At 72.3% G+C, this 20,890-nt stretch carries 25 protein-coding genes; 13 read left to right on the top strand and 12 right to left on the bottom strand.

The genetic code is table 11. From position 1 onward, the window contains the following. Positions 1-22: 22 nt before the first annotated feature. Positions 23-1,096 carry a sialidase family protein gene (locus tag GTY56_RS11630; protein WP_161362591.1) on the bottom strand — a complete coding sequence of 358 codons (1,074 nt, stop codon included), beginning with the start codon at positions 1,094-1,096 and terminating at the stop codon, positions 23-25. Positions 1,097-1,213: 117 nt separating this feature from the next. Between GTY56_RS11630 and GTY56_RS11635 the strand changes: the two genes are divergently transcribed. Beyond that, positions 1,214-1,816 carry a hypothetical protein gene (locus GTY56_RS11635; RefSeq protein WP_161362590.1) on the top strand — a complete coding sequence of 201 codons (603 nt, stop codon included), beginning with the start codon at positions 1,214-1,216 and terminating at the stop codon, positions 1,814-1,816. 75 nt (positions 1,817-1,891) lie between these two features. Here GTY56_RS11635 and GTY56_RS11640 read toward each other — a convergent pair whose 3' ends face one another. Then, complete coding sequence (locus tag GTY56_RS11640; protein WP_031105401.1) at positions 1,892-2,125, bottom strand: hypothetical protein; 234 nt, start codon at positions 2,123-2,125, stop codon at positions 1,892-1,894. A gap of 58 nt (positions 2,126-2,183) precedes the next feature. Between GTY56_RS11640 and map the strand changes: the two genes are divergently transcribed. Together map and GTY56_RS11650 are read left to right on the top strand one after the other, a co-directional pair. Further along, positions 2,184-3,041 (top strand): type I methionyl aminopeptidase, encoded by an 858-nt coding sequence (gene map, locus GTY56_RS11645; protein WP_161362588.1) that lies wholly within the window; start codon positions 2,184-2,186, stop codon positions 3,039-3,041. A gap of 105 nt (positions 3,042-3,146) precedes the next feature. Next, positions 3,147-3,794, top strand: coding sequence for a biliverdin-producing heme oxygenase (locus GTY56_RS11650; RefSeq protein ID WP_161362586.1), 648 nt, complete (start codon positions 3,147-3,149; stop codon positions 3,792-3,794). A gap of 71 nt (positions 3,795-3,865) precedes the next feature. Here the strand turns inward: GTY56_RS11650 and GTY56_RS11655 are convergent, their stop codons facing one another. The 3 genes from GTY56_RS11655 to GTY56_RS11665 form a co-directional block, all read right to left on the bottom strand. Next, positions 3,866-4,072, bottom strand: coding sequence for a hypothetical protein (locus GTY56_RS11655; protein WP_161362584.1), 207 nt, complete (start codon positions 4,070-4,072; stop codon positions 3,866-3,868). A 98-nt stretch (positions 4,073-4,170) separates the two neighbouring features. Continuing rightward, the gene (locus GTY56_RS11660; protein WP_161362581.1) at positions 4,171-4,815 is read right to left on the bottom strand and encodes a PhzF family phenazine biosynthesis protein; all 645 of its coding nucleotides are present in this window, start codon (positions 4,813-4,815) and stop codon (positions 4,171-4,173) included. 70 nt (positions 4,816-4,885) lie between these two features. After that, a complete protein-coding gene (locus tag GTY56_RS11665) occupies positions 4,886-5,653 on the bottom strand; it encodes a site-specific integrase (protein ID WP_161362579.1) in 768 nt (255 codons plus the stop codon). A gap of 152 nt (positions 5,654-5,805) precedes the next feature. Between GTY56_RS11665 and GTY56_RS11670 the strand changes: the two genes are divergently transcribed. The 3 genes from GTY56_RS11670 to GTY56_RS11680 all read left to right on the top strand — a co-directional run bounded on the left by GTY56_RS11670 (position 5,806) and on the right by GTY56_RS11680 (position 8,417). Then, complete coding sequence (locus tag GTY56_RS11670; protein WP_161362577.1) at positions 5,806-6,942, top strand: sigma factor-like helix-turn-helix DNA-binding protein; 1,137 nt, start codon at positions 5,806-5,808, stop codon at positions 6,940-6,942. A 99-nt stretch (positions 6,943-7,041) separates the two neighbouring features. Next, positions 7,042-7,329 (top strand): hypothetical protein, encoded by a 288-nt coding sequence (locus GTY56_RS11675; protein ID WP_161362575.1) that lies wholly within the window; start codon positions 7,042-7,044, stop codon positions 7,327-7,329. Between the two features lie 95 nt (positions 7,330-7,424). After that, the gene (locus tag GTY56_RS11680; protein WP_161362573.1) at positions 7,425-8,417 is read left to right on the top strand and encodes an SCO2278 family lipoprotein; all 993 of its coding nucleotides are present in this window, start codon (positions 7,425-7,427) and stop codon (positions 8,415-8,417) included. Positions 8,418-8,423: 6 nt separating this feature from the next. Here the strand turns inward: GTY56_RS11680 and GTY56_RS11685 are convergent, their stop codons facing one another. Next, entirely contained in the window at positions 8,424-9,164 is a 741-nt protein-coding gene (locus GTY56_RS11685) for a bifunctional DNA primase/polymerase (RefSeq protein ID WP_161362572.1), read from the bottom strand. Between the two features lie 209 nt (positions 9,165-9,373). Between GTY56_RS11685 and GTY56_RS11690 the strand changes: the two genes are divergently transcribed. Continuing rightward, positions 9,374-10,231 carry a glycerophosphodiester phosphodiesterase gene (locus GTY56_RS11690; protein ID WP_161362569.1) on the top strand — a complete coding sequence of 286 codons (858 nt, stop codon included), beginning with the start codon at positions 9,374-9,376 and terminating at the stop codon, positions 10,229-10,231. Here the strand turns inward: GTY56_RS11690 and GTY56_RS11695 are convergent. After that, positions 10,210-10,851 carry a TetR/AcrR family transcriptional regulator gene (locus tag GTY56_RS11695; protein WP_161362567.1) on the bottom strand — a complete coding sequence of 214 codons (642 nt, stop codon included), beginning with the start codon at positions 10,849-10,851 and terminating at the stop codon, positions 10,210-10,212. The two genes, GTY56_RS11690 and GTY56_RS11695, sit on opposite strands and share 22 nt — an antisense overlap. A gap of 108 nt (positions 10,852-10,959) precedes the next feature. Here GTY56_RS11695 and GTY56_RS11700 point away from each other — a divergent pair, with 108 nt between their 5' ends. Together GTY56_RS11700 and GTY56_RS11705 are read left to right on the top strand one after the other, a co-directional pair. Continuing rightward, on the top strand, positions 10,960-11,169 hold the full coding sequence (locus tag GTY56_RS11700) for a DUF6243 family protein (RefSeq protein ID WP_237524376.1): 210 nt from the start codon (positions 10,960-10,962) through the stop codon (positions 11,167-11,169). Between the two features lie 152 nt (positions 11,170-11,321). Then, on the top strand, positions 11,322-12,671 hold the full coding sequence (locus GTY56_RS11705) for a S28 family serine protease (protein WP_161362565.1): 1,350 nt from the start codon (positions 11,322-11,324) through the stop codon (positions 12,669-12,671). Here GTY56_RS11705 and GTY56_RS11710 read toward each other — a convergent pair. The 3 genes from GTY56_RS11710 to GTY56_RS11720 all read right to left on the bottom strand — a co-directional run bounded on the left by GTY56_RS11710 (position 12,668) and on the right by GTY56_RS11720 (position 16,229). Then, entirely contained in the window at positions 12,668-13,654 is a 987-nt protein-coding gene (locus GTY56_RS11710) for a small ribosomal subunit Rsm22 family protein (protein ID WP_161362563.1), read from the bottom strand. The genes GTY56_RS11705 and GTY56_RS11710 overlap by 4 nt on opposite strands. Before the next feature lie 146 nt (positions 13,655-13,800). Further along, entirely contained in the window at positions 13,801-14,979 is a 1,179-nt protein-coding gene (locus tag GTY56_RS11715) for a serine hydrolase (protein ID WP_161362561.1), read from the bottom strand. Continuing rightward, positions 14,922-16,229, bottom strand: coding sequence for a multidrug effflux MFS transporter (locus tag GTY56_RS11720; protein WP_161362559.1), 1,308 nt, complete (start codon positions 16,227-16,229; stop codon positions 14,922-14,924). Before GTY56_RS11720 ends, GTY56_RS11715 begins: the two co-directional genes overlap by 58 nt. 86 nt (positions 16,230-16,315) lie before the next feature. Between GTY56_RS11720 and GTY56_RS11725 the strand changes: the two genes are divergently transcribed. Together GTY56_RS11725 and GTY56_RS11730 are read left to right on the top strand one after the other, a co-directional pair. Continuing rightward, positions 16,316-17,338, top strand: coding sequence for a Gfo/Idh/MocA family protein (locus GTY56_RS11725; RefSeq protein ID WP_161362557.1), 1,023 nt, complete (start codon positions 16,316-16,318; stop codon positions 17,336-17,338). A 96-nt stretch (positions 17,339-17,434) separates the two neighbouring features. Next, the gene (locus tag GTY56_RS11730) at positions 17,435-18,193 is read left to right on the top strand and encodes an SDR family oxidoreductase (protein ID WP_161362554.1); all 759 of its coding nucleotides are present in this window, start codon (positions 17,435-17,437) and stop codon (positions 18,191-18,193) included. Positions 18,194-18,504: 311 nt separating this feature from the next. On the opposite strand, the gene GTY56_RS11735 is transcribed toward GTY56_RS11730, so the two are convergent. Continuing rightward, the gene (locus GTY56_RS11735) at positions 18,505-18,831 is read right to left on the bottom strand and encodes a nuclear transport factor 2 family protein (RefSeq protein WP_161362552.1); all 327 of its coding nucleotides are present in this window, start codon (positions 18,829-18,831) and stop codon (positions 18,505-18,507) included. Positions 18,832-19,059: 228 nt separating this feature from the next. On the opposite strand from GTY56_RS11735, the gene GTY56_RS11740 reads away from it, so the two are divergent. After that, a complete protein-coding gene (locus GTY56_RS11740) occupies positions 19,060-19,617 on the top strand; it encodes a DoxX family membrane protein (RefSeq protein WP_161362551.1) in 558 nt (185 codons plus the stop codon). Positions 19,618-19,674: 57 nt separating this feature from the next. Further along, on the top strand, positions 19,675-20,040 hold the full coding sequence (locus GTY56_RS11745) for a MazG-like family protein (RefSeq protein ID WP_161362550.1): 366 nt from the start codon (positions 19,675-19,677) through the stop codon (positions 20,038-20,040). Positions 20,041-20,072: 32 nt separating this feature from the next. On the opposite strand, the gene GTY56_RS11750 is transcribed toward GTY56_RS11745, so the two are convergent. Continuing rightward, positions 20,073-20,855 carry an Rv1363c family protein gene (locus GTY56_RS11750; protein WP_161362549.1) on the bottom strand — a complete coding sequence of 261 codons (783 nt, stop codon included), beginning with the start codon at positions 20,853-20,855 and terminating at the stop codon, positions 20,073-20,075. Positions 20,856-20,890: the final 35 nt, after the last annotated feature.

The following is a 20,890-nucleotide window of genomic DNA, read 5'->3' on the forward strand; positions in this document are numbered from 1 at the left end:
CCGCGTCACCGTGCCGGGAGGCTCAGGTCAGCTCCGTCACGGGCACCCGCCGGAAGGTGATCGTCTCGTAGGCGCCGAAGTCTCCGGTCTCGTACAGCAGGCCCACGGTGCCGGCGTCGGCGCGTACGAGATCCGAGTACGCGGCGGGCAGGCCGTCCACGGTGTACGCCGGGCGCCAGGTGGTGCCGGCGTCGGTGGAGGCACGGATCGTCATCAGGGCGCGGAAGCCCGGGTCGGCGGGGCCGGAGTACAGGAGCAGGTCGGGGTCGCGCAGGTGCAGGACGGCGGCCTGGCAGACGGGGGCGGTGAGACCGGCCTGGGGACGGAAGGGCTTCACCAGGGTCTGTCCGCCGTCGGCCGAGTGCGCGTCGGCGCGGGTGCCGGGCGAGGGCGAGTCGTTGCGGGTGTTGACGTAGACGCGACCGTCGGGGAGTTCGGCGGCGGTGGTCTCGTTGGCGTTGATGTAGCCGTCGGTGTTGTCGTCGACGTAGCCGATCCGCCAGGTGGTGCCCTCGTCGTCGCTGAGCAGGCAGTGTCCGCCGTTGTACTTGCCCTCGGTGCCGTTGTCGGTGCCGGTGGGCGGCAGGGAGTGGTTGGCGGGGACGACGACCCGGCCGGTGCTGAGCTGGATCGCGTGGCCGGGGGTGGTGGCGTACCAGCGCCACTCGGGCCGCTTGGTCTGCTGGGTGATCTCCCTCTGCGCGGACCAGGTGCGGCCCTCGTCGTCGCTGTGCTGCACCCACACGCGGCGCCCGTCCGCGGCGCTCACCTTGCCGCGCCGGATGGCGTCCTCGGTGGCGAGGGCGGCGTTGCGTACGTGCACGAGGAGGACGCGGCCGGTGCCGAGGACGACGGGCGCGGGGTTGCCGGCGAGGGCGTCGCCATTGCGGGCGGCGACCTGGAGCGGGCCCCAGGTGCGGCCGCCGTCCGTGGAGCGCTTCAGCACGATGTCGATGTTCCCGAAGTCGTCCCGGGAGCCGACCCGGCCTTCGCAGAAGGCGAGCAGGTCACCGGTGCCGGTGGCGACGACGGCGGGGATACGGAAACTGGCGTAACCCTCCTGTCCGGCGCGGAAGGGGACGCTGGTCTCGGTCATCGGCGGTTCCTCCGGTCGTTCGACGGCGGTACGGGTGACCGGTCGGCTTACCCGGCCCGGGCGAATACGGGGTGAACCGCACGTCACGAGTGGCCGTTCGGGGCAGGATGCGCTCCCATGGATGCGGTTCGGGTGGCTTTGCTGCGGGAAGTGCTCGCCGGGACGGAGTGGCTGGGGGCGACGCGGCGGTTCGCCGGGGCGCTGCGCGGCTCGGTGGTGTCGCACGGGGGCGGGCTGCTGCTGGTCGGCACGCCGGAGTACGAGCCGTGGCATCTCGCCGCGCACCTGGTGGACGAGGCCGCCTGGTCGGGCACTCCGGAACTGGCCCCGACGCTGGTGCGGCACGGCGCACGCCCCTCGGATCCGGCGCATCTGGCGGTGGGTCTGGGCCGGCTGGAGGCGGCCCGGCGGGGCGAGACGCTGCTGGTGGTCGCCCCCGCGACGCCCGCCGCACCCCTGGCGGAACGGGTGTCCGACGCCCGTCGGGCCGGAGCGACGGTCCTGTCCCTCGGCCCCGGACAGGGCGAGCTGCCGTCCCTGGCGCACGAGGTCCTGGCCGTGCCCGACGGTTCGGAACTGGACCTCGACACGGTGCAGCACCTGGTCAGCGCTGCGGCCGGGGAGAACGCCCTGCCGACGCCGCGCGGGCGGCGCCGCTTCCGGGACCGGGTGGCGCGCCTGGCGGAGCACCTGACGGCACCACCGCCGGCCCGCTGGTGACGTCCGGGCGTCCTGAGGGCATGAGCGGACGCCCGGGTCCGCGGCTGTCGCGGGCCCGGGCGTCGGAGGGCGGGATCAGCTCTCGTCGTCCCGGCTGCCCGCCGGGGCGTCGTGCCACTTGGGGTCGTTCTCCCACTGGAGGTTGCGCTCGCGTGCGGTCGCCATCGCGTGTTCGGCCTCCGTGCGGGAGGCGTACGGCCCGAACCGGTCCTTGTTGGGGCACTCCGGCCCCTCCTCGACCTTCTTGTGCTCCAGGCAGTAGTACCACTCACCCGGCTTGCCGACCGTGCGCTTCTTGAACAGGGCCATGACCAGCTCCTCTCGCCATCGACATGTTCCCCCATGGCCGCTGGTTAGACTCGCTGGCATGTCTGGCCAGTCGCTGCTCGTACCGGGGGAGCTGTCCCCCACCCGTTCCGTGCCCGGAAACATCCGTCGCCCCGAATACGTCGGCAAGCCCGCGCCGACGCCGTACACCGGACCGGAGGTGCAGACGCCCGAGACCATCGAGGCGATGCGCGTGGCCGGCCGGATCGCGGCCCGGGCGATGGCGGAGGCCGCGAAGCTGATCGCCCCCGGGGTGACCACGGACGAGCTGGACAGGGTGGCGCACGAGTACATGTGCGACCACGGCGCCTACCCTTCGACGCTGGGCTACCGGGGATTCCCGAAGTCGCTGTGCTCGTCGGTCAACGAGGTCATCTGCCACGGCATCCCGGACTCGACGGTGCTGCGCGACGGCGACATCGTCAACCTCGACGTGACGGCGTACATCGGCGGGGTGCACGGCGACAACAACGCCACCTACCTGGTGGGTGACGTCGACGAGGAGTCGCGGCTGCTGGTGGAGCGGACCCGGGAGTCCCTGGAGCGGGCGATCAAGGCGGTCAAGCCGGGCCGGCAGATCAACATCATCGGCCGGGTCATCGAGTCGTACGCCAAGCGCTTCGGCTACGGGGTGGTCCGCGACTTCACCGGGCACGGCATCAACTCGTCGTTCCACTCGGGCCTGATCATCCCGCACTACGACAGCCCGCACGCCACGACGGTCATCCAGCCCGGCATGACGTTCACGATCGAGCCGATGCTGACGCTCGGGACGCACGAGTACGACATGTGGGACGACGGCTGGACGGTCGTCACGAAGGACCGGAAGCGGACGGCCCAGTTCGAGCACACGCTGGTGGTGACGGACTCGGGCGCGGAGATCCTCACGCTGCCGTAGCCGGCCTCCGCGCACACCACCACACGGCCCGCTCTCCTCCGGGAGGCGGGCCGTTCCCGTGCGGGGTCAGGTTTTTACCGACAGCCCGTCGGGAAAAGTAGGCCCATGGAATCCTTCTCCGCGCTCCTTCGGACCGCTTCTCGCGAGCAGCACGAGGAGGTCAGGGGCTCGACCTTCATCGGCGACCTGCTGGGCCACAAGCTGGGGGTCGACGCGTTCGCGCGCTACACGGAGCAGCTGTGGTTCGTGTACTCCGCGCTGGAGACCGGCGCCCGGCAGCTGGCCGCGGACCCGGTGGCCGGCCCCTTCGTCCGGCCGGAGCTGTTCCGCATGGCGGCGCTGGAGCGGGACCTGGAGTACCTGCGCGGCCCCGGCTGGCGGAGGACGGCCGACGCGCTGCCGGCCACCGTGGAGTACGCCGAGCGGATCACGGAGTGCACCCGCGACTGGCCGGCCGGCTACATCGCCCACCATTACACCCGCTACCTCGGCGACCTCTCCGGCGGGCAGATCATCCGCGACACCGCCGAGAAGAACTGGGGCTTCCCGAAGAAGGGCGACGGCGTCCGCTTCTACGTCTTCGAGGAGATCCCCAACCCGGCCGCCTTCAAGCGGACTTACGCGCAGCTGCTGGACGCGGTGCCCGGTGACGAACTGGAGCGGCAGCGGATCGTGGCCGAGTGCAAGCGGGCGTACGGACTGAACAACGCGGTGTTCGAGGCGCTGGGCGAGGAGTTCCCCCTGACGGCGTGAACGGGCGGGGCCCCCTCGCGCGCGGCGAGGGGGCCCCGGTACCGGCTCGCAGGGAGCCGGACCTGTCCTGCTCAGATGTCGAACGGACCGTTGTGGCAGACGGCCCCGCCCCACTCGATCTCGGCGGTCTCGGCCTCGAGCTCACCGAAGTACGGGCTGCACGCCACGTGGTGGTCGTCGCGGTACTCCGCGTCGTCGTTGGCGGAGGCCGCCGCCGCACCGGTGGCGGACAGGGCGGCGGTCAGGGCGACGACGGCCAGAGCGGATCGAATGCGCATGAGATTCCTCTCGCGGTGGTGCTTGGTCACGCCCAGAGGTCCCCGTTCACCACCGTCCACACACGCTGTTCCACCCGTACGGTCGCGCTCCGTCCGGGTCAGCGTTCGAGGTGGACCCGCCCGCCGACCTCGGTCCATCCGCCCGGCTGGGGCGCGGTCAGGATCTGGGAGCCGGCGCCCTGGGTGATGTTCAGGGCCCGGCCCAGCCGGTCGGTGAGCAGCAGGGCCGCGGCCCCGGTCGCCTCGTCCTCGTCGATGCCGTCGTCGCGGCCCGGGAAGGCCCGGGCCCGGATCCGCCCTGCGGACTCGTCCTCCCACGCCCAGGCGTACACCCACTCCCCCGGCGGCGGCACGGACAGGTCGTCGACCTCGGCGGCACTGCCGTACCGGCGCAGGGTCCGCGGCGGCACCCACTCCGCCCGGGCCTCGATCCAGCAGAACTCCCCGTCCTGCCGGGCGCCGACCACGCCGGCGGGCGTGATCAGTTCGGGCACGTCGAGCAGCCATGCCGTGCCGACGCAGGGGTGCCCGGCGAAGGGCAGCCGCAGCGTCGGGGTGTAGATGTCGATCACTCCGCGCTCGGGATCGTCGACGAACACGGTCTCGCTGAATCCGGTCTTCGCGGCGAACGCCTGCCGTTCGTCCCGCCCGGGCATCACGGATCCCTCACGCACGACCCCGAGTTCGTTGCCGTACCCGCCGTTCGGCCCGCAGAAGACGCGGAGCACGTCGTAGTCAGTCACGAGGGGCATTCTCGCCGGTCAGGACGCACACCGTGCGCCAGGGGGTGTGCGGCGACAGCACACCGCCGCTTCACGCGCCGGCGAACGGGCTGCGGGTGGCGGCGAGTCCGTCACAGGTCACGGTGGCCGCGATGCCGGCCAGGAGGGGATGACCGGCGGCCACGGCTCGCATCAGACCGGTGGGGGTGGTACGGCTGTCGAGGCGACGACCGCGGCTGCTGGTGAGCAGGGGGCCGGCGTCCGGAAAGCTGTGGGGGGCCGTCGTTCGGCGGTGAGGGACGTAGTCATCGACCGCGGCTGCGACGGGAAGTGGCACGGAACGGGTTTCGCTGCCGCCGCCCTTGAGCCGGACACGAGCGGTGAGGTGCCCATCCGCCCTCCAGTCGCTGAGGTCGAGGGCGACGGCTTGGTGCGCACGGAGATTCATGCCGAGGATCAGATGGCCGAGGGCGCGGGTGCGCTGGGGCAGAGGGCCGCGGTAGCGGTCGAGGGCACTCAGGAAGAGGACGGCCTGGGAGTCGTCGAGCGCCGGCCTGCCGGGGGGCAGGTGCGTGACGCGAGGCCGGAGATCGCGCTCGGCGGGGTTGTCGATGAAGGCGTCGTAGGTCTGGGCATGGTGGTAGAAGCCGCGGAGCGATGAGACACGGCGGGCTTTGGTACGGGGCTTGGCGCCGGCCGCTGACCAGGCGTCGACGTCCTGGCGATCGGCTGACCAGACGCGGGCACCGATGTGGACGAGCCAGGCGTTCACCTCGGAACGGTACGCGTCGCGGCTGCGTTGTCCGAGAGGGGCACGCTTCAGCCAGTCGTCGAGCACCTCGTGGGGATCGGGCTCCATGCTTCGGATGGTACGGCCACCCTCCCGCCTGTTATCCCAAGTGACCGTCTTGGGGGCTGCGTCTTCGCTGGTCGAAGCGGTTCACCGCGTCCCTTCGCTTTTCGCCCTTATAAGCAGGAGGGCCCGCAGGGTCCGCGGAACGAGGAGCACAGATGGCCAAGGCCGGTACCACAACGGCGACGACGTCGGCCGGATCGTCGGCTGAACGGGACCTGATCGCCGAGCTCATACTGGTCCGTCAGCACCTTCAGCGGCTGGAGAGCGGCCCCGTGATCACCGGTGCGCACAAGGTCGCCCGTAACCTCGGCCCGGTTCTGGAACCGGTCTGGGGTCTCCTCGCCGACTCCAGTGACGGCGTCGGCTACCTCCGGCAGTACGGAGCCGGCCAGGCCGCGCCCGCTGCCAAGAAGGCCAACATCGCTGTCACCACGAAGGCTGTCCGGGCGTACAAGAAGCTCAACCTCGTCGGTCCCGAGCGTCACCAGGTCTGGGCGGCTCTTTCCAACCCGGCCGAAGCTCTGCTGCGGACCGTCCGCGCGCCGTTGCCTTCTCCGGCCGAGAGCGACGGCACCACGGTCGGCCTGCATCTGAGCATCCGGCCGGCCCTCCCAGCCGTGCTGCATCTCGACTGGGACGACGACCGCGATGTCGTCCCGGCACTGCGCGCCGTCCTGCGACGCTGGTGCGACCTGGCGTACCGGGCGGGCGGCACGACGGGTGAGCTGGCCCGTGTGACGCTGGCATCCGCCCTGCTGGCCCGAGGGGCAGCGCTCGACGGCGACATCGCCACCGTCCGCTGGTTCGTCGAGCGATGGCTCGGACTCGACCCGTCCGACACCCGTGTGGACGGCGCGACCGCCGCTCTGCTCGAGAACAACTGGGTCCGCAACCGCGTCGACAACCAGCTCTCCGTGGTCCTCGACACCGTCACCCAGCTCCGCCTGGACGCGTCTCATCAGCACCGGCTTCACCGCCCGGCCTGGGAGACCCAGTTGAAGGGCATCCCCTTGGCTCTCCTGTCCGACCAGCCTCTCGACTTCCCGAACCACGACGAGGACCCGGTCGAGGCCACCACCCGCGTTCTCCTCGCCGAGCAGGTGCAAGCCGTCCTCGACACCCTCAGCCGGAGGGAGGATCAGGTGATCACCGCACTCGTCATGGAGGGCAAGAGCCAGAAGAAGGTGGCGGAGGAGTGCGGCCTTACGCTCTACGCCGTCAGGAAGGTCTACGGAAACGCCCTGCGTAAACTTCAGCATCCCAGTCGGTCTCGGGTCCTCAGGGACTACTAGGCCATGAAGTGCATCCCCCTTGGTGCTGTCCATGGCGACGTCCGGTCGGGCCGTGCGAGGCCGGCCCCCGATCAGCATCTCGGCATCAGCGAGGCCGGCATGAGCATCTTCCGGGACGCGATGCCGGAGTTCCTCGGCGGGCTCGCCGTCGTGCTCGTGGTCGCCGTCTTCGGGATGTACGTCCAGCGCAGGCGTAACAAGCTGCGCCGGTACACCCTGCTCAACAGTGTGGACGCGGAAGGAAACCCGGTCCTCCATGTCACGACGCGCCGCGCGGGCATCGTCATCAGGCGCGACGTCGGCCACGGTCCGGAGCGCTTCGAGCTCACCGATGTGCAGTTGCCCGACCACACCTATGCGGCAGAACCACTGGACCGTTTCGCATAGCGGTGTCGGGCGAGCGCGCCCACCCCACCCCCCGGCCGAACTCCGGAGGCACCCGGTAGGGTTCGCCTCCGGAAAGGGGAAGGTGAAGGTACCCGATGAGCAGGGATCGCGACCCTCGATCGCTCCGCAGGCCCGCCCGGAGCGCCCTCATAGCAACCTCGGCGACCGCTTTGTCGCTGACGGCCAGTGGATGCGTCGTCGTGCACGGCGAGCGTGAGATCCTCCCGTCCACGACCCGGGCCGAAGCCGCCAAGGCCCTCCAGGAGTTCACGGCCGCGTACAACGAGGCCGACAAGGCCTACGACGGCACTCTGGACGCCGACCACACCACCGGCGCCCTCGCCGACATCGACTCCGCCCGCCTCAAGGCCGGGAAGGCGAACAACCCGGACGGCAACCCGAACCACACCCCGCTGACGCTGACGGACGCGAAGTTCACCATCCCCAAGAAGGCCGGCTGGCCCCGCTGGTTCGTCGTCGACGCGGCCGGCAACAAGGGCGGCACCGCCCGCTGGCTGCTGGTGTTCACCCGCAGCAGCCTGGACGCCCCGTTCCAGGTGGCGTATCTGACGCTCGTCGCCCCGGGCAAGGTCCCGCAGTTCAAGAAGGACGCCGACGGCTGGGCCGAGCCCGTCCCCGTGAACTCGACCGACCTGGCCACGGACCCCGGCGACCTGAGCCGGGCGTACACGACGTATCTGAAGGACGGCGGAGAGACCTTCACGGACGGCCCCCACACCAGCCAGTGGCGTGCCGCGCGCCAGAAGAACGCCAAGAAGCCGGGCATGGTCACCCAGTACATCGACGAGCCGCTGACGAACGGCGACTACGCCCCTCTGGCGCTGCGCACGGCGGACGGCGGGGCGCTGGTGTTCTTCACCACACGTCACTTCGAGAAGCAGACCGCCTACGCGGGCACGTCCGTCCCCACCCCCAACAAGGACGTTCTCGCCCTGACGAAGGGCGAGATCAAGCAGTCCTTCACGATGGAGTTCGTCTCCAACGAGGTGGCGCTGGACCCCAGGGGCCAGGGCAAGGTGACGATCCTGGGCAGGATCCAGGGCCTGACGTCGGCGGTCGGCTCGTAGAGGGCCTCAGTGGCGCAGGGGCCAGCCCGCTCCGGCGGAGTGGTCCGCGTCCTCACCGATGTGGCGCGCACAGACCTCCGTGAGCACCTCCAGCAGGCTCAGCGGATCCGGCAGCGCGTGCTCCGGGCCGCGGACCCACCGCACCGCCTGGTCCTCACCGGGCAGCCGCGCCGGCGGTACGAGGACGTAGGAACCCCGGCAGTGCCAGCGCAGCCCGGGGTGCTCGTCCGCCGTCTCGGGGTGGCAGTCCAGTTCGCACGGCCACCACTCGTCCTCGTCCTCGGGCGTGCCGCGGGTGAGCGTGAAGAAGAGGAGGCGGCCGTCGTCGCTCTCGGCGACCGGCCCGACCTCGACACCGGCGGCGAGCAGCCGCTCCAACGCGTCGCGACCGGCGTCGAGGGGCACGTCGAGGACGTCGTGCACCATGCCGGTCGCGGTGATGAAGTTGGCCTGCGGCTGATGGCGGGCCCAGCGCTCGATCTGGCCGCGGTCGGTGGTCGACTGCGTCTGCCAGGCGAAGGACACCGGATGCCGGGCGGGGGTGGGACAGCCGACCCGGTCGCAGGAGCAGCGGTACCCCGCCGCCGGGTGGGCCGCGGGCGCGAGGGGCAGTCCCGCGCCGACGGCGGCGAGCAGCAGGGCCTCACGGCCGCCGTCCCCGGCGGTCTCCTTCGGCCGGCGCCCGGCGCGCAGCCACTGGGTGAGTTTGCCCTGCAGGCCGGTCCGGCCGCCGAACTCCGCGCTCATCTATCCCCTCGCCTCGCCGTCGTGCGGAACAGCATGCCTCATCGTCCCATCTTCCCGCGCACCGGGGGGCCAGTGCCCACCATCCAGGACAGGAAGGGCGCAACGTACAGCCGGCGTGCGAAGGGAGGAGAAGCCGCGAACGCCGCTTCCCACCGTGATCGGGTGTCATTGCCCGCTTTGCCATGACATGGCGTCCTACCGTGGTCGCCATGGTCACATGGATCGCGCTGACGGGTCTGGCCTCCGCGGCTTCCGTGGTCTCACTGACCCTCACGGGCCCCGGCGGCCGCACCCCGGCCCCGCTGGAGTGGGGCGCGGGTCCGCTGACCGTGGCGGCCCTGCCCCGGATCACGTACGTCGCGCACCGCGGTGGCGCCCATGAGGTCCCCGAGAACAGCATGGCGGGGCTGACGACGGCCTACGAGCGCGGGACGGCGCAGGTGCTGGACTTCGACACGCGGCTGCTGCGCGACGGCACGCCGGTGGTGTTCCACGACGAGACCCTGAACCGCACCACCTACCTGGGCGGCGCGGTGGGGGGTCTGGACGCCCGGGAGTGGCAGGGCGTACGGCTGCGCCCGAAGGACAGGCTCCCGGGGAGCTGGCGGTCGGAGCGGCCGCCGACGGTCGCCGAGGTGCTGGATCGTTTCGGCGGACGGATCGTGCTGATGCTGGAGGCGAAGGACCCGCGGAGCCTGGACCGGCTGGCCGCGCTGATCCGGGCCCGCGGTCTGACCCGCTCGGTGTTCGTGAACTCCAACGACCCGGAGGTGGCCCGGCGCGTCCACCGCCTCGGGCTGCTCGCGCAGTTGTGGCGCTCGGCGCAGCAGCTGCGCACGGACCGGCCGGAGCGCTGGCGGTCGTTCGTGGACCTGCTGGACGTGGACCACCGGGCGCGCGACGCGGACCTGGTGCGGGCGGTGAACTCGGGGATCGCGCGGGTGTGGGCGCACACCGTGCTGACGGACGCGCAGCGGGACCGGGTGCTGGCGCTGGGCTGTGGCGGCGTGATCACGGACGCGCCGGGGCGCCTGGCCCGGGCCGCTCAGCGCGGGGCCAGGCCGTGAAGGGCGTAGTCGACGAGGGTGTCGGTGTACTCGTGGGAGATCGGGCCGGTGTGCTGGAGCCAGCGCTGGGCGAGCGGGGAGATGAAGAACTCCAGGGCGATGCGCGGGTCGATCTCGGGCCGCACCTGGCCGGCCTCCTGCGCGGCGCGCAGCCGGCCGATGTAGAGGTCCAGTGAGGGCCGCATCAGCTTGGCGACGAGCTCGCGCCCGAGCTGCTCGTTGACGACGCCCTCGGCGGCGAGCGCGCGGGAGGGCACATCGAATTTGGGGTCGCGCATCTGGTCGACGGTGGCCCGCAGGACGCTTTTGACGTCGGCGGCGAGGTCGCCGGTGTCCGGGAAGACGTACGGCTCCGGCCCGGCCTCCGGCACGGCCTGTTCGGCCAGGTCGAGGAACGCCTCCATCAGGACGTCCGCCTTGGACGACCACCACCGGTAGATCGTCTGCTTGCCGACACCGGCGCGGGCGGCGATGCCCTCGATGGTGGTCTTGGGGTAGCCCATCTCGACGACGAGGGCGAGGGCGGCGTCGTAGATGGCGCGGCGGGACTTCTCGCTGCGCCGGGTGGAGTCGGGGGCGGGCTTGCCGGGGGCGGGCTGGGCGGATTTCTGGGCGGCCATGCATCGAATTTATCAGGTTGACAAGACGGAGCGTCTCGCGGACAGTGGAGCGACATGTGCGAGACGAACCGTCTCGTCGCGACGTCGGAATCAGGGAAGGAGCCCGGGATGACCCGAGGCGGAGCCGGAAACATGCTGGGTGTCGGCGGATCGCGCCGGAACCTCGGTCGCAAGGCGCTGCGCGGCGGCGGCCGGGCCGGCCGGATCGGCAGCGGTCTCGACCCGCAGGCGCAGAAGCGCGAACTGCTGCGCACACTCCAGCAGCAACGACAGCAGAGGGAAGGACGGGAGGAGAGCGCGGCCGGCGAGCAGTCGTGAGCCTCCCCCGCGCGAGGGAGAGCGGACCCCCGCGCGCGGGATCCTCCCGGGACGTGCGGCGGATGTACTGAGGCGGTCGCGGCCCGCGACCGGCGCACATCCGCCGCACGGACTCCCGGGAGGATTCACCTCATGACCGCAGGACTCGCCTCATGACCGCATGGACAAGACGACGGCTGCTCACGTCAGCGGCGGCCACGGCTCTCCCGGCGGCGGGCCTCGTCACCGCGGCGGCCCCGCCCGCGCGGGCGGCGGCAGCGACGGCCCGCACCGGGGACGCCGACGTGGCCGACGCCTTACGGGCCCTTCCCGGACTGCGCCTGATCGAGGAGCGGCAGGACGCCGAACCCGGCTACCGGCACTTCGTCCTGGGCCTGCGCCAGCCGGTCGACCACACGAACCCCGCCGCGGGCACCTTCGAGCAGCGCCTCACCCTGCTCCACACCGCCGCCGGCCAGCCCACCGTGCTGTTCAGCACGGGTTACCACGCGGTCCTCACCCCGCGGCGGACCGAACCGGCCGTTCTGCTCGGCGCCAACCAACTCCAGGTGGAGCACCGCTACTTCGGCTCCTCACGCCCCACGGACCCCGGCTACGCCCACCTCACGATCCGCCAGGCCGCCGACGACCACCACCGCGTCGTCCGGCTCTTCCGCCGGCTCTACCCCGGCACGTGGATCTCCACCGGCGGCAGCAAGGGCGGCATGGCGAGCGTGTACCACCGCCGTTTCCATCCCCACGACGTGAACGGCACAGTGGTCTACTCGGCCCCGAACAACACCGACGACCGCGACGACTCCGCGTACCTCCGCTTCCTGGAGACGGTCGGCACCCCCGCGGCCCGCGAGGCCCTGAAGGCGGCCCAGCGGGCGATCCTGCTGCGCCGGACCGAGCTGGCCGCCCGCTATGAGGCATGGGCGGCCGCCTCCGGCGACACCTTCCGGCTCGTGGGCGGCGCCGACAAGGCGCTCGAAATCGCCGCCCTGCGCGCGCCGTTCATGTTCTGGCAGCGCGGCACCCCGGCCGACGTCGCCGCGATCCCCGGCCCCGGTGCGACGTCCGAGGAGCTGTACACCTGGCTGGACGACACGGCGGGCCTTGAGCTGTACGCCGACACGACCGCCCGGAACTACATCCCGTACTGGTTCCAGATCGGCACCCAGCTCGGGTACGGCAGCTTCCCCGCCGCGCACCTCGCGGATCTGCTCCGCCACCCGGGCGCCGCCGAGCCGCGCAGTTTCGTCCCCCGGGACGTCCCCCTGCGCTTCGACCGGGCCGCCATGCCCGACATCGACCGCTGGGTCCGGCGGCGCGGCAGCCGGCTGCTGTTCCTCTACGGCACCCAGGACCCGTCGGTGGCCGAGCACTTCCGCCCCGGGGGTCCGGACTCACGGGTGCTGTGGGTGCCGGGCGGGAACCACGGGGCCGACCTCGCCGACCTGTCCCGGGCCGACCGGAAGTGGGCGGAGGACGCCCTGGTCCGCTGGGCGGGTCAGGGCTAGGACGAGGGCGGCCAGGCGTCTCCCCAGTCGGCGTCCCGGGCGGCCTTGTACAGGTCGCCGTGGCGCTTGGTGACGGTGGCGCGGCGCAGGGACGGTTCGCTCCGGCACAGGTCCAGGAGGACCTGGCCCTTGCGGATCTGGGGGCGCCGGACGACCCGGTTGGCGGCCGGTTCGACGGGGAAGCGGGCGGCGGCGACGTAGGCGAACTTCTCGTCCTCGTAGGCGAGGGAGCCGCCCTTGACCTGGCGGTGCAGGGAGGAGCGGCTGACCCGGGCGGAGAAGTGGCACCAGTCCGTGCCCGGTGCGATGGGGCAGGCGGCGCTGTGCGGGCAGGGGGCGGCGATGCGGAAACCGGCCGTGATCAGCCGGTCGCGGGCCTCGATGAGGCGGGCGTAGCCGTCGGGGGTGCCGGGCTCGACGATCACGACGGCCTGTGCGGCGGCCGCGGCGGCGTCGACGAGGGCGGCGCGGTCGGCGGCGGTCAGCTCGTTGAGGACGTAGGAGACGGTGACGAGGTCCGTGCTGTCGAGGGTGAGCGCCGCTCCGATCCGGGAGCGCTGCCAGCGTACGTCCCGCAGCTCCGGGTTGGCCGCGGCGATCTCCCGCCCCAGGGCGAGCGCCGGTTCGGCCCAGTCGAGCACGGTGACGGGCCGCTCCCCGCCCCAGACCGCGTTCACGGCCCAGGCGGCGGCGCCCGTGCCCCCACCGAGGTCGGTGTGCCCGCCCGGCACCCACGCGGGCACGGCGTCCGCGAACGCCTCCAGCGCGGCGCGCACGGCCTCGAAGGTCGCGGGCATCCGGTAGGCGGCGTAGGCGGCGACGTCGGCCCGGTCCCGGAGGATGGGAGCGTCGGTCGGGGTGGCCCCCCGGTAGCTGGCGATCAGCCGCTCGACCGCCTGCGAGGCCTGCCGTGGCGGCAGCCCGTCGAGCAGACCGGCAAGAGCGGCACGGAGGTTTTCGGCCGGGGGTGCGGGGGCGTTCACCCGGCGATTCTACGAGGCGGGCCGGGGCGGGCGCGGCGCTCACCCGGGGCAGTCCCGCCCGGGCTTCCGGCCGGCCTCCACCGTGACGCCGCCGAGGTGACAACACCACCCCGGCCGGGCACCCCGGCTCACCCCTCACCGGAGGGTCACCGCACCGCCCGAGCCACCCGGGACCCCGCTGCCGCTCTCGGGGCGCTGTCCGGGTGGCGGCGGCGGGGGTGGACCGCATTGGTGAGGAGGATCAGGAACGTGTCGGTGGCCGGGTCGAGGACGAGGGACGTGCCGGTGAAGCCCGTGTGGCCGGCCGCGCCGCGGCCCGCCAGGTCGCCCATGAACCAGGGCTGGTCGAGGGAGAAGCCGAGGCCGGGCGGGGTGAAGAGGAGCTCGACGAAGTCGGGGCCGAGGATGCGGGCGGGGCCGTGGGAGCCGCCGGCGAGGAGGGTGCGGCAGAACACCGCTAGGTCCCGGCCGGTGGAGAACAGGCCCGCGTGGCCGGCCACGCCCCCGAGGGCCCAGGCGTTCTCGTCGTGGACCTCGCCCCGCAGCATCCCCCGGTCCGCCTTGGCCCACGGCCGCCGCTGGTCCTCCGTCGCCGCGGCGCCCGGGCAGGGCCCGAAGTCCGTCGCCGTCATGCCCAGCGGCCGGGTGATGCCGTCGTGGACGAGGACGTCGAGGGTGCGGCCGGTGACGCGCTCCAGGACGTACTGGAGGAGGAGCATGTTGAGGTCGGAGTAGCAGTACGTGCCCGGGGCCCCCACCGGCGGCTCCGCCTGGAGCGCGGCGAGCCGCTGCGCGTCGTCGGCGTAGTCGTAGAGGGGCAGTTCGGGCCGTAGCCCCGACGTGTGGGTGAGCAGCTGCCGCACGGTGATGCCGTGCCGGGCGGCCGCGGTGAAGTCGGGCAGGTACGCCCCGACCTTCGCGTCGATGCCGAGCGTGCCGCGCTCGATCTGCTGCACGGCGGCCACGGACGTGAACAGTTTGGTCAGGGACGCCAGGTCGAAGGGCGTGCCGACGGTCATCGGGACGCGGTCCTCGGGGGGCAGTTCCACCCCGGCGTCGGCTACGGGGTCGTAGGCCGCGTAGCGCACGGCCCACCCCGCGGCCTCCTCCACCGCGATCACCGGGCCGCGCCCGACGACCAGGACGGCTCCAGGCGCCCAGGGGCGCTGCCCGGTGGTCAGGACGTGGACCTCCCGGACGAGGTGACGCAGCTCCGCGGGGTCGAGTCCGGCCCGTTCCGGCGTGCCGTCGCGCAGTCTGGGTGCGCTCAGCTGACTGCTCCCTCCACGCTCGGGCGGCTGCTCTCCTTCTTCCAGGGTCGGCACATTCCCATGAAGCAGGCAAGTGCCACCAGTGCGGCGGCCAGTTGGACGACCGCCATCGGAAGGGCGGTGTCCTCCCCGGCGACGCCGACGAGCGGGGAGGCGATCGCGCCGATGAGGAAGGAGGTGGTGCCGAGCAGGGCCGATGCGGAGCCCGCGGCGTGCTTGGTGCGCATCAGGGCGAGGGCCTGGGTGTTGGGCAGGGTGATGCCCATCGCGGACATCAGCACGAACAGCGCGGCGGCGACGGGCACGAGGCCGACCTCGCCGAAGACGCCCAGGGACATCAGCAGCAGCGCGGTCGCGGCGGTGATGACGATCGCCAGGCCGGTGCCCAGCACCCGGTCGAGGCTGACCCGGCCGACCAGGACCTTGCCGTTGATCTGGCCGACGACGACCAGCCCGACGGAGTTGACGCCGAACAGCAGGCTGAACGTCTGTGGGGAGGCGCCGTAGATCTCCTGGATGACGAACGGGGAGGCCGAGATGTAGGCGAACAGGGAGGCGAAGGCGAAGCCGCCGGCGAGGGTGTAGCCGGCGAAGGCGCGGTCGGCGAGCAGGCCGCGCATCGAGCGCAGCGCCTCGCCGACGCCGCCGCTGTGCCGCTCGGCGGGCGCCAGCGTCTCGGGCAGCCGCGCCCACACCAGGACCCCGATCAGCACGCCGATGACCGTGAGGACGGCGAACACGCCCCGCCAGTCCGTGACGCGCAGGACCTGCCCGCCGATCAGCGGCGCCACGATCGGGGCGACCCCGGAGATCAGCATCAGGGTGGAGAAGAAGCGGGCCATGGCCATGCCGTCGTAGAGGTCGCGGACGACGGCCCGCGCGATCACGATGGCGGCCGCGCCCGCGAGGCCCTGGGCCAGCCGGAAGGCCACCAGCAGCTCGACGGTGGGGGCGAGCGCGCACAGGACGGTCGCGACGACGAAGACGGCGAGCCCGGCGAGCAGCGGACGGCGGCGCCCCCACCGGTCGCTCATCGGCCCGACCACGAGCTGCCCGAGCGCCATGCCGGCCAGGCAGGCCGTGAGGGTGAGCTGCACGGTCGCGGCGGACGCGTGCAGGGAACGGGTGACCTCCGGCAGGGACGGGAGGTACATGTCCATCGCCAGCGGCGGCACGGCGGTCAGGCTCCCGAGGAGGAAGGTGACCAGGAGCCCGGTGCGGCGGTGCGGTGTGCGCTCGGGCCGCTCCGTTCCGGCCGCGGCCTCCTGCGCGGTCTTCGATATGAACGCCCCACCCTCGGGCATGAGTCCCTCCCTCTGCGTGCCGATCGCCACCTATGCTCTCAGCTCGTACGCAGTGCTCGGGGTCACGAGGTGGAGGCGGGGCGGCAATGACGGCGGACACGGTGCGGTGGGGGATCCTGGCGACCGGCGGGATAGCGGGCGCGTTCACCGCGGATCTGATCGACCTGCCGGACGCGGAGGTCGTGGCGGTGGCGTCGCGGTCTCAGGCGTCGGCGAAGACGTTCGCGGAGCGGTTCGGCATCCCCCGGGCCTACGGCGACTGGAACGCCCTCGCGCAGGACGAGGACATCGATGTCGTCTACGTCGCCACACCGCACACGGCGCACCGGACCGCCGCCGGGCTGTGTCTCGCGGCCGGGCGGCACGTGCTGTGCGAGAAGCCCTTCACGCTGAACGTGCGCGAGGCGGAGGAACTCGTCGCGCTGGCACGGGAGCACGGGCGCTTCCTGATGGAGGCGATGTGGATGTACTGCAACCCGCTGGTACGCCGCCTCAAGGCGCTCGTCGACGACGGGGTGATCGGCGAGGTGCGCAGCGTCCAGGCCGACTTCGGGCTGGCCGGCCCGTTCCCGCCCTCGCACCGGCTGCGCGACCCGGAGCTGGGCGGCGGCGCGCTGCTCGATCTGGGGGTGTATCCGGTGTCGTTCGCGCAGCTGCTGCTCGGGGAGCCGTCGGACGTCGTGGCGCGTGCGGTGCTCTCCGAGGAGGGCGTCGACCTCCAGACGGCGGCGGTGCTCTCCTTCGACAGCGGCGCGCTCGGCTCGGTGCACTGCTCCATCGTGGGCGGCACGGCGACCTCCGCGTCGGTCACCGGCTCCAAGGGCCGGATCGACATCCCGCACGGGTTCTTCTTCCCGGACCGTTTCGTCCTGCACCGGGACGGCCGTGACGCCGAGGAGTTCACCGCCGACCCTGCGGACGGCCCGCGCAACAGCATGCGTCACGAGGCGCTTGAGGTCATGCGGGCCGTGCGCGCCGGTGAGACGGAGTCCCCGCTGGTGCCGCTGGACGGCACGCTCGCCGTGATGCGGACGCTCGACGCGATCCGCGAACGCGTCGGCGTCCGCTACCCCGACGAGACGGGCGAGCCGGAACTCGCGCCCGTCTGACGCGCTCGTATCCGGCCGGGGCGGGGCGGGGCTGGGCTGGGGTGGGCTGAGCTGGGCGACAGGGGGCGCGGGGGCGCTCCCGTACGCTGCGGGGCCATGAACGCCAAGGAGAATGCGATCGCGGTGGTGACCGGAGCGGGTTCCGGCATCGGCCGGGCGGTCGCCGTGGAACTGCTGCGTACGGGCTGGTCGGTGGCGCTGGCGGGTCGGCGCGCACAGACACTGGAGGAGACGGCGGCCCTGGCACCCGGGGCCGCGTCTCTGGCGGTACGCACGGACGTCTCCCGCCCCGAGGACGTGAACGCCCTGTTCGCCGCCACCGTCGAGCGTTTCGGCCGGGTCGACCTGCTGTTCAACAACGCCGGCACGTTCGGCCCCGGCGGTGTCCCGGTCGAGGAACTGCCCTACGAGGCCTGGCGGCACGTGGTGGACACCAACCTCAACGGGGCGTTCCTGTGCGCGCAGGCGGCGTACCGGCAGATGAAGGAGCAGGCCCCGCAGGGCGGCCGGATCATCAACAACGGCTCCATCTCCGCGCACACGCCCCGCCCGCAGTCGGTGGCCTACACGGCGACCAAGCACGCGCTGACCGGCCTGACGAAGTCCCTCTCCCTGGACGGCCGGCCGTACGGAATCGCCGTCGGGCAGATCGACATCGGCAACGCGGCCACCGACATGACGTCCCGTATGCAGACGGGAGCACTCCAGGCAAACGGGGAAGTCGCCCCGGAACCCGTGATGGACGTCGCGGACGTGGCCCGCACGGTGCGGCACATGGCGGAGCTGCCGCTGGAGGCGAACGTGCAGTTCGCGACCGTACTGGCGACGGCGATGCCGTACGTCGGACGCGGCTGAGCGAGCGACGGAGTTCGTCAACTCGTCAACCTGCACAAACGGAATGACAACGTCCGCCCCATTGCGGCCGGTAGGGGACTTATGCTCAACTCTCCTACACGAAAGCTTCACAGTTGGAGCAGACCGCTTCCGTCGGCCACATCCAGGGGGGGGCGGCAGTCGTTCCACCGCACCGGGTGGGGGTGGATTCCGCGAGGGACCGCGGAGTACGCACCGGTGCGTGTGGAACGACTGCCGCACAGCTCAAGGGCTGTCACAAGGCTCACGAGCTGCGGTACGGCTCAAGGGCCGGGCGCGGTCCTGCGGCGGGGTCAGGCCTGCCCGGTCTCGAAGCGGCTGATCCGGCCGTCCTCGTCCACGGTGAAGCTCCACCGGGTCCGCATCTCGCCCCAGGTGTCGTTGCTGTAGCGGGCGATGAGGGAACGGCCGCCGTTGGACTCGTTGTCGACCTCCAGGTGACCGTGCGAGGAGAAGATCTCCCGGTCCACCCAGTCGGCGAGGTCCCGGTCGGAGCCGTCGTCCGCCATGGTCGCGCCCGGCGCGAGGAGCGCCATGAAGCTCTCGCGGTCGTGGTTGTTCACGGCGGCCACGAAGGCCCGGACGGCCGGATCGCTCAGGCGCGTGGTCTGAATCGTCATGCGAGCCAGCCTCGTACCGGCCACCCCCGCCCGCCACCCGTGCCACCCGAACGGCGTCCCGGACGGGTCCGCCGGGTGTCGCGGGGGGTGAGGGATGCGACGGTGGAAACGCGAAGACGGAGAGCACCTCGGTTCGTGCTGTCCGTTCCTGCTGTCTGTTTCCTGCTGTCTGTTTCCTGCTGTCCGTTTCCTGCTGTCCGTTTCCTGCTGTCTGCTCCGGGAGTCGACGTGAGGCGTAACGACCGACGTGATCTGGGCCTGCTGCTGCTCCGGCTGGGGGCGGGCGGTGTGCTGGCGGCGCACGGCACGCAGAAACTGTTCGGCTGGTTCGGCGGACACGGCATCGAGGGCACCGGCCAGTTCATGGAGTCCGTCGGCTACTCCCCCGGCAAGCAGAGCGCGACGGCGGCGGGCCTCGCGGAGACCGGCGGCGGCACGCTGCTGGCCCTGGGACTGGCCACCCCTGCCGCGGGCGCGGCGGCGGCCGGTGCGATGGCGGGCGCGGCGGCGGTGCACGCCCCGAACGGCTTCTTCAACCAGGGCGGCGGCTACGAGTACGCGGCGACGCTCGGCCTGACGGCGGCGGGCCTGGCCATCACCGGCCCGGGCCGCCTCTCCCTGGACCACCTGCTCGGCCACGCGGTGAACCGCGGCTGGATGATCCCGGCGGCCTTCGCGGCGACGGCGGCGGGCACGGCCGTGGTGGTGGGTGCCAGGGCGAGGCGCCTGCGGAAGGCGAAGGAGGGCGAGCAGGAGGCGTTGTTCGAGGAGGAGTACATGGAGTAGGGGCAGGAGGGCCGGGCCCCCGGGCGTTGTCAGTCCCGCATGACAGGCTGCGCCCCCATGAACGAACAGTCCCCCGCCCCTGAACTCTGGTCCACCATCGACGCCTTGCACGAGTGGCTCGACACCAACCGCCCGGTCGAGGGCCGCGAGGGCCTCCTCCTGCGCATCCTCAAACTCTCCGAGGAGGTCGGCGAGGTCTCGCAGGCGGTGATCGGGGTGACGGGGCAGAACCCGCGCAAGGGCATCACGCACACGTGGGAGGACGTGCAGGCGGAGCTGTGCGATGTCGTCATCACGGCGCTGCTGGCGTTGCGGACCCTGACGCCGGAGGCGCGAGAGGTCCTGGCACGGCACCTGGAGCGGGTGACACGACGGTCCGCGGCGCACACGGCACAGGCGGACGTTCCGCGTCGGCCGCTCTGATCACCGGGTGCCGCACAAGAGCCCGTTCGTCCTCACAGCGCGTCCACCGCGCTCACCTTCCACTGGTCACCCGTACGGCTCATCGTCATCCGCACCCGGTTCTGGTCCACGCGGGACCCCGACACCTGCGTGCTCTCGGTGACCTGGTTGACGAAGAGCAGGACGACGACCCTGTCGGGGGAGGCCGAGACGACGGAGGCGGCCGGGGCGCCGCCGGAGCCGGGGGCGGCGACCCTTGCCTTCACGACGCCGCGGTACTTCTCGGCCGTCGGGGCGACCACGGTCTTCGTGGTCTTGCCGTACTCGTCGCGGAAGTCGCCGGTCAGGTGGGCGCGCGCCCTTGAGAAGTCCTTGTCCAGGTGGCGGTAGTCGTACGACAGGACGATCGGTGCCGCCGTGCGCGCGGCCGTGAGCGCCTCGGTCCGGGCGGTCTCCGTCAGGCGGCCGTCGCGGTACTGCCGTCCCAGGGCGGCCAGCGCGACCAGGCCGGCGACGAGCAGGACGGCCAGGAGCAAGGTGAGCAGCCTCCGTCGGCCACCGGAGCCGGGCTCGCTGCGCTCCTGCGGCCCGCCCTCCCCGAACGACTCCGGCGACGGCTCCGGCGGGTCGTCCCAGCCCTGCTCCGGGGCCTCGATGAGGACGGTGCGACCGGCGAGTGGCGGCTCGGCCCGGCGCGGGGACCTCTCGTGGCCGGCCGTCGCCGCGCCCGCTTCGCGGTGGCCGCGCTCCGCACGCTTGGCCGCCGCGCGGGCGGCCGCCGTCATGGTGCGGCGGGTGCCGGGACCGGGGGCGCGGCCGGTGGTCGTCTTCGGCATGGTGGTACTCCTCGTCGGTGCTTGTCGGTCGGCGG

This window comes from Streptomyces sp. SID5643, from assembly GCF_009872555.1.
Taxonomy (GTDB): Bacteria; Actinomycetota; Actinomycetes; order Streptomycetales; family Streptomycetaceae; genus Streptomyces; species Streptomyces iakyrus.